Source organism: Calditrichota bacterium (assembly GCA_020637445.1).
Classification (GTDB): domain Bacteria; phylum Electryoneota; class RPQS01; order RPQS01; family RPQS01; genus JABWCQ01.
In genome coordinates, this window is sequence record JACJVZ010000001.1 from 1,697,906 (window position 1) to 1,710,513 (window position 12,608).

A 12,608-nucleotide genomic window follows, 5' to 3' on the forward strand; every position below is an offset into this window, starting at 1 on the left:
ACGAAAAACAATCCTTGAAACTACCCAAATGAGCCATTTATCTGTTGAGCAAACGGTCAAATCCGGGGTCTTCCGCCGTCAACACACCGTAATTCTAACGTTATCGCTATTGCTTGTTTTAGCGGGTCTTGCTGTTTCCGCGCCCAGAAAAGTCGCGGAAAGAGCTGGACGAGGCTGTTCGGCGCCGCTCTGGAGCTCCGATAGCCGCTTCATCGCTTTTACAAACATAGATTTAGATACATTGTATGTGGTTGAGCCGGCAGAGTCCAGAAAAGAGCAAGAGCTGTACCGCGTGGCACATGCTCTGGGCGTCGGACGGCGTTTCGTATTCGTCCCCGGAGAGGAGCGGTTAGCGTACCGTGAGATGGTGGGAGCCATTGGAACGCACCCGGATCGAATTATCTCGACATCGTTCTACAGCTATGATCCCAGCATGTTGACCAGTAACATGAACAAGATCATTGGACCGTATCGTATTAATAATCAAATATATTATCGCGAGTCCTTGAGCGACCCACTGATCTCGGTGACTGGCGATGAGCGCACAGCAGGAGCGTACAAAAAAGGCGGCAAATTGGTCGTCAAAAACGCGCAGGGCAACGCTGTGTTTACCTCGGACGGACAGGAAGAACCGGAAGGTTTTGAGGTCTCGCCGGACGGTCATTGGGTGGCCGCAGTCTTTGCAAAGGACAACGATCATGCAGTTCGCTTGATTCAAATTTCGGATGGCGCAATCATCGAGCTTGGACGCGGTCGCTGGCCGTCGTGGTCGGGCAACTCGAACCGCGTGGTGTTTGTCCGCGACAAAGAAGAGCTGAAATATGCGGAAATGGTCGTCTACGATTTGCAGGTTGGCCAATCGCGGTCGGTGATGGGAGTGAACCAATTTTGGCCGGACGAACCGTCTTTGAACGGAGACGGTTCCAAGGTGGCATTTGTGCACGACGGGGAGATTTTCGTCACGGAAGTCACGGGGTTCTGATCTATTCGTTTTCAACAAAAAAGCCCGCACAGTGCGGGCTTTTTTTTCGCGGCGGCATCCGCTGAGGATGCCCCTCGGGCCTGTTACGCCTGTTGTAAACACACTTCTCGCAGGGCGGCGGAGAGCATTTCGTTTTGTTCAGGGGTGCCGATGGTCACGCGCAAGCAATGCGGCAGCATGAACGCGCGCAGCGGACGCACGATGACGCCGCGCTGTTCAAGTCCATTTGAGACTTGCAATGCTTTCTCTTCGCTCGCGAACGGAAGCAGGAAGAAATTCGCTCCCGTCGGAATCCACGTGAGTCCGAGCTCATCGAAGAGCTTCGGCAGCTCTTCCCTGCCCTTGCGGTTTGTCTGCTGCGACAATTCGAGAAACTCGCGATCATCCAGCGCACCGACTCCGGCTCGTTCAGAAATCAGGGACGGCTCAAACGGCAGCTTGACTTTAAGCACGTTGATCGCCAAATCCTCGTGGGCAAATCCGTAGCCGATACGCAGCGCCGCGAGTCCGTAGGCTTTCGAGAATGTGCGCAGCGTAATCACGTTGTCCATCCGGTACGACATGGAGTCGGGATAGTCGGGATATTCCTGCGCGTATTCGTAGTAGGCTTCGTCGAGAATCACCAGCGCATGAGACGGCACGCGCTTCATGAACTTCTCGAATTCCGGTTTCGTGAAGTACGTTCCGGTCGGATTGTTCGGATTGGCCAGATAAATGATCTTCGTCTTGGGAGTGATCGCATCGGCAATCGCTTCGAGATCGAACGCGTAGTTCTTCAGCGGCACGGTCACGAGTTTGACGCCGCGCGAACGCGCCAGCACATAGAGTCCGATGAACGTGCCTTCGGCGGTCAAGACTTCCTCGTCGTCGCACAAAAACGCGCGGATGATGTTGGCCAGAATCGATTCCGATCCTGATCCGACCACGACGTTTTGCAGTTTGACTTCAAAGAGTTTCGCGAGCTTATTTCGCAGTGTCAATCCACCGTCGGGATAGAGCTGAATATCCCGGAACGACTCTTGGGCGAGCGCGATGCCTTTGGGCGAAGAGCCCAGCGGATTTTCGTTTGAGGCGAGCTTGACAATCTTTTCGATTCCGTATTGCGCGCGAATCTGCGCGGCCGATTTCCCCGGCTGGTACGGAATCAATGCTTCGATGTAAGGGGGGACTAAAGACATGATTGTGAATTTATTTAAGCTGCTGTTATCCCGATAAACGCTAACAATTGACAAAACGGAAGTTCTTTATAAACAATGCTATTTAAGTTGAAAGCGAGTCGGCTTCGCTAAAGGTAACTGATTCATAACTTGGAAATATACGGAATTTGAACATTTGTGTCAAGGGACAAATGCTTTCAAAAGGGCAATAAAAAAGGCAGCCCGTGCCGCCCACGAAAGTTTTGTAATATCAATCTCTCAAGGCTCCAAGTTAGGCGTTATGTCCGCCTGTGCTATCAATGTAAAATCTAAGCGTACCATCGAGGAAGAACTCAATCAGGATTTGACTGCGGAGATTGGCCCATATTGATCCCAAATGCGCCATGCAACTCACCGAGATCCGCACCCGGGGTGAATCGACCTCGAACCGCGCCTCCGCGCCAGATGTGAATGCTACCGTCTGTCTTCAGCGCTTTGGACTCATTGCTCGCGTCTATGATTTCGGCGCGGTAGCCGCCCGCGTTTGCATCACCGTCAACCTTGAGTAGCGGAGAAGTCTGTGAGCTGAGATTTCTTAAGCGGGTACTGCCCAGTACGTCAAGGGCGGCGTTAGAACCTGAAAGTTCCTCAATGTGAACTCTGTAATTGCTTGGCGCACCGCCGCCACTTCCATTGACGCTCAGTTTCTTTCCTTGCGAATCCATGTCCTGATCATTCCAAGTGTTTTGTGGATTTCCCCATGACATGATTGTACTCCGTTTCTGGTTGGTTATTAGTACGCATAGGGGCCTCCAAATGGCCCTATGTCAGATATTGTACTATCACGATCAAATATGCTAGGATTGCCCCTATCAATTGCGGGAGAACCTTGCAAAAGCCGCCCGCCTTCAAAATCGAGAAGAGGATCTGCGAAAATGTCACCATTTCCAGGCTCAAACGACTGATAATTCTGTTGATTCTGCCAAAACAAATTATAGCCATATTCAACGGGATTTCGTGAGAGTGAGGCATTCCAGAGTGCGACATTCATTGCATACTGAAGAATGTTATTGTAGAACTCACCCCATAGATATGCCAATTGTACACATGTACGAGAACCTGTAAACAAGTTATTTGTTATGTGTCCATTGGAGTAGCTAACAATCATCAGCCAATCTGTAGAATCTAAAGAGAGTGAGTTATTGTAGAAATTCACTCTTGAACCATCGGCAAAGTAGGCTAAATACGTCCCTCCTGTCATGGTAAAACCACGAATCGTTGCAATTTGAGCAGAGGCAGGGCAGTAATAGCAGTTGCTCGCTCCGTTAGCATTTATACTGCACGTCGTCGGCCCCTGTTCCGACTCCAACCAAATCCCCTTTCCGAACGTATTGAGAGTTTCGTAATAGGTTCCTGACCGGACTCTAATCGTATCGAAGTCGGCGGATGCATTTATTGCGTCTTGAATTCTCGCAAAATCATCCGGCACCCAGATAAGTTGTGGTCCTTGGGCTACAGAATTGGATACATTTATTCGCAGTACGGGACTGATGCCGAGATTGCCATATTCATCCGTTGCACGCACTTCCAGAAGATGCACACCGTCAAGCAGCGAGTCCGTTGTCAACTCAAAACGGTATGGGATCGAAAACGAAGATTGTCTCGGTGCGCCATCGACATAAGCTTGTATAGAGGCAATCGCGGAGCTGTCGGAGATTTCGAAATCCACGCCAACCGTGCCTCTCGTTTCCGGATCAGGCTGCGTACGCCACTCGATGATTGGCGGTTGCCAGTCCTCGGGCGAAGTGACGTTGGTAATGAACGTATCACCATCTTTGCAGCCGATGATCGTAAGAAGAAATAAAACGATGAATCCAAGTTTGAGTCGCATGACGACCTCCTGAAGTGGTTGTCAGAATGTAGTTCTTGTTTGGGTAAACCGCAATCTCAATTGGAACGTCCGCTACAAACACTGCTGCGCAAAAAGCAAACACCTCCCGAATCGGGAGGTGCTTGTGTGATTTTCATGCTTTGTTTACAGATTCCGGCAGGGAACCGCTGCGCTTAATCCCTGCTCGGCGAAACGGGGCATCCCCGGCGGATACCGCCGCGGTTATGTTATTTCAGCAGCACCATTTTCCGTGTCATCGACGTGCCGTCGAAGTCGAGCAGGGAGAAATAGACTCCGCTGGCGAAACCACTACCGTCGAAGGTCACAACATGCGCGCCCGCATTCATCGTTTCATCCACGAGCGTCGCAACTTGGCGGCCTGTCACATCGAACACCGCGAGTTTGACATTTCCGGCCTTGGCCAAATCAAACTGAATATTCGTCGTAGGATTGAACGGATTCGGGTAGTTTTGATGAAGCATCATTTCGCCCGGCAATTCGGCACGGTCGCCGACTGCAGAACTTGTGGTATCCGGGAAGCCCGAAGAATCGGCATGGAACGCCCAAATTTCCTGCAGCGGCAGAGTCGGAATATCACCGACGGGTATACGCATGTAGATCATGTCGTTCAACGTCGCGGGACCTTCCGCTCCATTGGCAGAGACCGCGCTGCCGCACGCATAGTCGTGCATGTACAGCGTGTGAATTTCGCCGTTCGAAATGTACTTGGCAGTGTTGATATCGCGCTCGCTGGGATCATTTCCTGTCGGCTGATTGGGCATGCCCGGAGTGTTCGACACGTTGGTCGGCAGTGCCCACGTCAAGCCGTTGTCCGTCGAGACACTCATGTAAAACTCGCCCATCGGATAGAGCAAATCACTGTAAGCGACCGAATCAAATTGCTGGAACGAACAGTAGAGATACCCGTTTGTCGTGTCAATGGCCAAACTCGGACGTTGACACATCAGATTGTTGACGCCGAGGCCGTTGGCCAAAGAATCGTTTATGTAATAGGCTTGGTTGATGAGGCTGTACATCTCGCGGTCTTCGCCCCAATGCCACATGGTCGCGTAAATCAACCCGTACGGTCCGGGAACACAACTTTCATCGACCGCGAAGTAGGCTTGTGCCGTGAACGCAACGTGCACGTTGTCATCGTCATCCATGATCAAAGACAGATCGAGCCACGGACGGAACGTGTCCCCCACGCAGGTCGCGTAGTCGCCACCGGTCGAACAGCACGTCGTATCATTCGGCGGAAGGTTCGTCACAGAGATCGTTTCACCCCAGTTGAGGCCGCCGTCTTCGGAGATCTTGAGCAGGATATTCTCGTCGTCAAGGAAGCCGACTGGATCAACGGGATCGGCAATCCATGCCACAGCGACGCGGTTGGTCAGCCGCGAACAAGCGACGTCAATCGTGATGAACGACGCTTCTTCCCACGGTGTTTCAAATTCTTGTTCCCAGTCGATGGCCAATCCGTAACCGTTTTCGTACGCCGGCACGCCGCGCGCATAATACTCCGCGCTGGCTCCGCCGCTTTCGGTGGCCACCATGTGGATTTTGCCATCAATATCCATGTCGATATGCGGCCAGATGATTTGCGGTTCTCCGGCGGGATAAGGAACTTCAAAGCCCGTGAAGGCTGCCGAACAAGTGTCAAAATCGATCGCCGCGACAGCGTGCGGATTGCTGATCGGAATATCATGATAGGCCGGGAATCCAAATCCGTTTTCCCATGCGGCGACATTGCAAAAACCGGCACGGGAACCAAGATTTACGCGGATGCCGCCCGGATACAAAAAGCTGTCGGCTTCGGCACTGAAACAATTGTAATAGACGTGCCGGTCGGCGGAGCCTTCCTGCTCACCTTTCGTCCATGCTACGTGCACATTGCCAAACGGATCAACGGCGATGGTCTTGCCGTGCGTGCCGTTGGTCTGGTAGTCATACCACGTCGTTCCCGCCACATAGTATGTCGAATTGGGAGTACCACCTTCGTCATCCAAACTATGTCCCGGGACACGCTGCAGGGCAGTGGCTGTTACCTCCTCAGTCCCATCCATGGCGACCGGGCCCATGACCTTGACCTTTGCGGGAAACGCAAAGGAGTTTATAAATGCAATACAAACAAATAGTAACGCGATCAGGATTCGCCCTATCATGTGACACCTCCGCGGTAAATACTGGGACCCTATTACATTTCAAAAGAAAAGGTAGAGCGAATGTACAGAAAAGTCAAGCGCCTTCCACACGGAAGGCGCTTTTCTTTAGGATTTGATTTCTGTGGCTCAGTCCGCAATCGTATCCGTCACGACAACATCGAACGTGTCACAGCCGACAGCGCAGAAGATACCTTTTCCGCCGATGACATTGGATTCGGGATCGTTGGTAGTCGAACCGAATTGCACGGAGCCTAAGTAATTCCACCACACGGTATCGCATGAGAAAGCGCGCAGCCGCGTCGGGCCCTCGTAGCACAATGTAATCCACGGCAACAGAAGCCCAGAAATGTCCCGGCTGGCCCAAGCAAACAAATAGCTGCCCGGACCGTTGTCATTTCCGAAATCACAGCTCTCGCCGTATTTCGACTGGTCCATCGCTTCAATCAGCACGGCGTAGGCGTAGTTTGCCGAGTCCGTCGTCCAGTTCATTTGCAAGTAGTCTCCGCCGTACTCCAGCGTATCGGGATCGGGACGAATTTCGCCGGTGTTGACGTTGAACAAGAACACGTCGGTGAGTTCAAGAGCGGCTGCGGAAGTCGTATGCGCACGGAGCGAGTCCCCGTCCTTGGCAACCAGCAAGTCGTACGCCTTACTCTTAGTTACGAGCGGAGCCGAGTCCGCGGCGGCATAGGTCCCTTCGATCCCGGAGATTGCTTCGGTCAAGGGATAGCTCACTCCATCCACGGTTACAAAAACGTCCGCTCCGGTAATGCGCACCGAATCGGCATAGTATGCTTGGTCGAACGGAATCACTTTGGTCAGAGAAATCTGCATGCGCTGTCCCACCCACATAAATCCGTCCACTACGATTTCTTCGTGGTACTTGCTGGGTTTCTCGTCGTCGCATGCCGTGAGCACAAACATGCCAAACAACACCAGTAGAATATAAGAGATGTATTTCATGTTTAGAACTCCGCGGTAAAGCCAAGTGACGGCAAGAACGGCAACTGTCCGCCGATGTTCAATCCTACCGGATTGGTTGAGAAGTCAGTCGTTAGGAACAGCGGATTCTTGCGGTTGAATACGTTAATGATTTCGAAATACGGCGAGAAGGTGCACCAGTTCCAATGGTATTTCAACCTGTAGGCGACGTCCACGCGCACATACGCATCAAACCGCTCGCCGAACTTCCAACCTTGCTGGAAGAAATGGGCGGGCAACCCAAGACCCGGACTGTACGCTCCCGTCGGTTTTGTGTACGGCAAACCGGAAGAGTAGTTCATGCGCATTTCCAGACTTCCACGCTGGCGAATCTTTCTGCTGACGAACAGATTCGTATTGTGCTGTCGGTCGAAGAATGCAGGGAACGACAGGCCGTCGTCAATGGCCTCGAAATCTGCGAAAGCCCCGAAGATTCTCCTTGATCTTCCCCAGCCATAGCCCCAACTCATTTCATAGGCGCCGAAATTTCCGCCTATGGAAAGGTCGAATCCGTAGGCATAACCTTTTCCGACGCGAACGTAGTCTTCAAGATCGGTGTCTCCGTCATCCATGACGTCGACGAGATCGAGCTGCACGAGATTCTGGAATTTCTTGTAATATGCGCCGCCGGAAAGTTTGAAGCGTCCCAAACTGTCGTCGACAAATGTCAGCGCGTAGTGTTGCCCGCGCGCGATACCGAACCGGTCGCTCAAGGGTACATAGGAATCGAACAGCGACGCATCTTCACCCAGCCGCATTTGCTGCAAGTACTGAGTGTAGAGACCCCATGCCCCGCTGACGTAGGCTCCCGGTCCCAAGTCGCGCCGCGCGGCAAGACGGGGACTAACTTCCGATTCATCGGTCACACCGTAGTATTCGTAACGCAGTCCCGGACTGAAGGTCCAATCTTCGGTAAACCTGTAGTCATCAGTCGCGTATAAGGAATACAATTCGCCGGAATATGTGTTTTTGCCGAACAGGAAGTCGTTCGTGTTTGCTTCCAGCGCAGAGCTAAAGAATTTGCCTTCGACGCCGAATTGAAGCGTGTTGCGTGCATTGGCGTAATAGGTAAAGTCCGACTCCGCCGTCAAGTCATTGATATAGTTTCTCCATTCGAACCAGTCTTGTCCGGTCTCGAAGCGCTGGTTCCCGTAGTATTTGCTTCCGGCGAACGTGGAGTGCGAATAGAGTTTCGGCGAAAAGATATGCACGAAGGGAACGCTGAAGGTGCGGTTTCCCCACGTGAGCCGCAGACGGTCATCCGTCGCCGACGAAAGCTGGAGAATGTCGTCACCCCAATACACAGACGGCGAGATACGGTCACCGTTGGCAAAGTCGCGGTTTATCTTGGCGTTGAAATCGTAGAAATAGTAAGGGAATTCATCTTCGATGATTCCCGCACTCTTGAAAGCTTTGGTCGCCGCGTCAATATAGGTTCTGCGTCCGGCTACGAGCCACGATCCTTGCGGCATCGGGCCTTCCAGCATTGCGGTCGAAGACAACAGTGACAATCCGACCTTACCTTCGACTTTGTTGCGATTTCCTTCCCTGTCCGCGACATCGACGACCGCCGAGAGCCGTCCTCCGTATTGCGCGCCGAATCCGCCTTTAATCAGCTTGACGTCCTTGACGGCATCCATATTAAAGATTGAAAACAAACCACCGAGATGGGTTGGTTTGTAGACATTGATTCCGTTCAAGAGAATCAAGTTCTGGTCGCCCGAGCCTCCCCAGATATTCAGCTCGGCTGAAAAATCGCTGGACGGGAGAACACCCGCCGTGGCTTGTAGGGCACGCATCAAATCTGGCTCGGCAAGCTGCGGCAGCTTCATCAGTTCTTTCGGCGTGACTTCGATCTGCGCAACTTTGGGAGCAAACTCCGGCTCCTTGTCCCGCATCCCGAGAATTTCGACGGCCTTGAACTGAATCGCCGCGTCCTGCATTCTCACATCGATGTTTTGGTTTTGGCCCTCCTTTACCTTGATCGGTTTCCGCAACTGCTCGTAGCCCAGCGAATTGAACACCAAAGTGTAATCGCCCGGCTCAAGATTCGGAATCGAGAAGAACCCTTCGACATTGGCCGCCGCTCCCCGGTTAGTTCCTTCGACGACCACGGCAACGGAGGGTATCGATTCCCCGGTTGACTGGTCTTTGATCTTCCCGGAAACCGTGGTATTCCCCAATGCCACGGCGGTCATCCCGAAGATCAGGAGGATGACCTGAACAAGTTTACCCATGATTTATACACTCCAAATTCATTAACAAATGGCCTTGCGGCCTACCCTCAGGTTTGCTAACTTATGACAACTTGATTTTGATATGGTTTAATTGGTGAAATTTAGTGCATGTCTTCCAATAAGAAAGCCACTCTAACACTTTGGATCCTCGGTGCGTTGCTGGCCGGGCTGGTGTTCGGAATTGTCGGCCACGCTGTTTTTCCCGAAACAATCAGTCAAGTACTGATCAAGTGGTTGTTCAAACCAGTCGGCGACATGTTCTTGCGCGCCATAACGATGCTGGTTGTTCCGATTGTGTTCATCTCACTTGTCCACGGATCTGCGACTATCGGCGATCCGAAGAAGCTCGGTCGAGTGGGATTGCGCGTAATGGCAATTTACTTGGTCACGACGGCTGTCGCGGTGTCCATGGCACTTTTTATCGCGGAAGTCATCATTCGTCCGGGAACCGGTATTACTCTGCCGACGGACGCGGCCTTTGCTCCGAAAGAAGCTCCATTTATCATGGACGTCTTCGTGGACATGATACCCAAAAACCCATTTCAGGCAATGGTCGACGGGAACATGCTGCAAGTGATCTGTTTCGCTCTACTTCTTGGAGTCGCGCTGGCTCATCTGGGAAAGAAGGGGGAGCCGATGATGAAACTTGCGGAAATCGGCAATGACGTCATGATGCGCGTCGTGGAAATCGTGATTTGGCTGGCCGTGCCGGGCGTGTTTGCTTTGATTGCGAAAGTGATGCTGGAACAGGGGCTCGACGTGCTGCTCCCACTCCTTGCATATGTATTGACACTGTCAGGGACGCTTCTGTTGCAGCTCTTTTTGATTTATCCTGCGCTGCTCTATTCGCTTACAAGATTGTCGCCCGTTCAGTTTTTCAAGAATCACATTCCGGTCATGACGGTCGCGTTTTCGACGTCATCTTCTAACGCAACGCTGCCGGTGTCCATCGAAGTTGCCGAGCGGCGGCAAGGAGTGTCGAAAGGAATAGCGAGTTTTGCTTTGCCGTTGGGGGCGACGATCAATATGGACGGTACAGCAATCATGCAAGGCGTGGCGACGGCGTTTATCGCGCAGGTTTATGGGATCGACTTGACTTTTCAGCAATTGGTGACCGTCGTGGTAACGGCGGCCCTCGCCTCGATTGGCACCGCAGGAGTTCCCGGTGTGGGACTGATCACGCTTTCGATGGTGCTGATGTCCGTTAACTTGCCGGTAGAGGGCATCGCCTTAATCATCGGTGTGGACAGGCTTCTCGACATGCTGCGCACGACGGTAAACGTAACCGGCGACGCCGCAACGGCAGTTGTGATATCGAAAATGGAGAACGAATTGGACGTCGAGACGTTCCACGCTGAGAACGTCGAGGAAGAAGATTAGTTCCACATTCGATCTTAACACAAAGGGCGGCTATTGCCGCCCTTTTATATTTTTCGTCACAGTGAATAGAGTGACGAGAATTTTTCCGTCAAGTAGTCCAGGTAGTCTTTCGTTTGCAGCGGCCTGCCGGTGGCCTTTAGCATCAGGTCATCACGCGAGTATCTCCGGCCCTGCAGATGGACATTTTCCCTAAGCCAATGCAGAATCTCTTTGAAATTTCCTGCTTCGATTTGAGACTGCATGTTGTGCATGTCTTGGTGCATCTTTTTCCAAAACTGTCCGGCGGCAATATTGCCGACACTGTAGGACGGGAAGTAACCGAAACTACCACCGCTCCAATGCACGTCCTGCATCACGCCTTCCTTGCCGTCATTGGGCGGAGTCAGACCCAAGTAGTCGTAGACTTTCTTGTTCCAAACTTTCGGCAAATCGGAAACGGAAATCGATCCGTCGAATAACCCGCGTTCGATTTCGAAGCGCAAGATGATATGAAGATCGTACGTCAACTCATCGGCTTCGACTCGAACGAGTGAACGCTCGACGTGGTTGGTGGCGAGCACCCAGTCTTCGACGGACATTCCCGCGAGTTCTGTTCCGAAGTAGCCCAGCAAAGCCGGATAGAAGTGCTTCCAGAACGGCAAGCCGCGTCCGATATAGTTTTCCCACATCCGGCTTTGTGATTCGTGAAGTCCATAGCTCAGAGCTTCAGAGAGCGGCGTCCCGTAAGTTTCCGGTGCCACTCCCTGCTCATAGAGTCCGTGTCCCATCTCGTGGATGATTCCGAAAATCGCCTGCGTCGGCATATTTTCGTCGTAGCGGGTCGTCAAGCGAACATCTCCCAGCCCGCCGGAACAGAACGGGTGGATCGACGTGTCGAGCCTGCCTGCTTCTGTATCAAACCCGATCTTGCCGATGAGCAATTCGCCAAAGGCCTTTTGCTTTGCCGCCGCGAATTTGTTCTTCTGGAAATCCAGCTTTGCCTTGACTTTTGAGTTTATGACTTTCTCGGAGAGCGGCACGGTAACGGCCTTGACTTCATCGAACAGCTTAGTCAGAGACTCGGCCGTTGCGCCGGGCTCATACTCTTCGATCAGCGCATTGAGAGGAGTTCCCTTGTAGCCATAGGCTTCGGCAAGTTTCTTCGTGAGTTCGACGAGCTTTTCAAGCTCGGGCGCGAACATCCCAAAATCGGCTTTTTCCCGTGCGCGGCCCCATATATCGTGAGTCAAGGACTGTTGGCGGGAAAGCTCTTCTACGAGTTCTTGCGGCACCTTTGTCGCCCGGTCGTAGTCGCGAGCCATTTCGCGAACGTTAGCCTTTTCAGCGTCCGACAACTCGCCGTTGACATTTTTCAGGTTTTCAAGCAAGTCACCGATCTTTCGCGAGGTTAGCCGTTCGTGGGCCAAGCCACTGACCATGGCTAATTGGTTGGCTCGTTTTGCGGCGCCTTTGGGCGGCATGTTGACCTGCATATCCCAGCCTAATACACCCGCGATGCCCGAGAGTGTGGAGTAGCTCTTGAATTCGTTCTCGAGTTCGAGATAGGTTTTTTTGGTGTCCGTGGCCATTGTAATCCTTGTTCAAAGCCGCCTTCCGGCTATGAAATCCGATAAAATACTCTAAACAGCCGTGCCTCTACTATCTATAAGTTTTTGCTGCAAAAACCCAACGAGTGAGGATCGGCAAATTTCTATTTGAAGAGCCCGCCCGTTCTGGCAACGTATCAGAAACGCATCAAGCTCTTGTTATTCTTTGCAGAAATGCAAAAATAACAAATTTCGTCAAGACTCTCAACCCCCAAGCTGAGCGTCGCCGAGGGTCAATAATAGTCCACTT

At 52.2% G+C, this 12,608-nt stretch carries 9 protein-coding genes; 2 read left to right on the forward strand and 7 right to left on the reverse strand.

The annotated features are described in order from the left end of the window. The first annotated feature begins 28 nt into the window (after positions 1-28). Positions 29-982, forward strand: a complete 954-nt coding sequence (locus tag H6507_07185; GenBank protein ID MCB9368870.1) for a hypothetical protein — start codon at positions 29-31, stop codon at positions 980-982. 83 nt (positions 983-1,065) lie between these two features. Here the strand turns inward: H6507_07185 and H6507_07190 are convergent, their stop codons facing one another. From H6507_07190 to H6507_07215, 6 genes are all read right to left on the reverse strand, one after another. Further along, positions 1,066-2,160, reverse strand: a complete 1,095-nt coding sequence (locus tag H6507_07190; GenBank protein MCB9368871.1) for a histidinol-phosphate transaminase — start codon at positions 2,158-2,160, stop codon at positions 1,066-1,068. A gap of 311 nt (positions 2,161-2,471) precedes the next feature. Further along, positions 2,472-2,885, reverse strand: coding sequence for a hypothetical protein (locus tag H6507_07195; protein ID MCB9368872.1), 414 nt, complete (start codon positions 2,883-2,885; stop codon positions 2,472-2,474). Between the two features lie 26 nt (positions 2,886-2,911). Next, on the reverse strand, positions 2,912-4,009 hold the full coding sequence (locus H6507_07200) for an Ig-like domain-containing protein (GenBank protein ID MCB9368873.1): 1,098 nt from the start codon (positions 4,007-4,009) through the stop codon (positions 2,912-2,914). A gap of 227 nt (positions 4,010-4,236) precedes the next feature. Continuing rightward, positions 4,237-6,174, reverse strand: a complete 1,938-nt coding sequence (locus H6507_07205; GenBank protein MCB9368874.1) for a T9SS type A sorting domain-containing protein — start codon at positions 6,172-6,174, stop codon at positions 4,237-4,239. Positions 6,175-6,300: 126 nt separating this feature from the next. Continuing rightward, positions 6,301-7,137 carry a DUF4249 family protein gene (locus H6507_07210; protein ID MCB9368875.1) on the reverse strand — a complete coding sequence of 279 codons (837 nt, stop codon included), beginning with the start codon at positions 7,135-7,137 and terminating at the stop codon, positions 6,301-6,303. Positions 7,138-7,139: 2 nt separating this feature from the next. Next, on the reverse strand, positions 7,140-9,392 hold the full coding sequence (locus H6507_07215) for a TonB-dependent receptor (GenBank protein ID MCB9368876.1): 2,253 nt from the start codon (positions 9,390-9,392) through the stop codon (positions 7,140-7,142). A gap of 108 nt (positions 9,393-9,500) precedes the next feature. On the opposite strand from H6507_07215, the gene H6507_07220 reads away from it, so the two are divergent. Beyond that, positions 9,501-10,772 carry a dicarboxylate/amino acid:cation symporter gene (locus tag H6507_07220; protein ID MCB9368877.1) on the forward strand — a complete coding sequence of 424 codons (1,272 nt, stop codon included), beginning with the start codon at positions 9,501-9,503 and terminating at the stop codon, positions 10,770-10,772. 56 nt (positions 10,773-10,828) lie between these two features. On the opposite strand, the gene H6507_07225 is transcribed toward H6507_07220, so the two are convergent. Next, entirely contained in the window at positions 10,829-12,340 is a 1,512-nt protein-coding gene (locus tag H6507_07225; protein ID MCB9368878.1) for a carboxypeptidase M32, read from the reverse strand. Positions 12,341-12,608 lie beyond the last annotated feature (268 nt).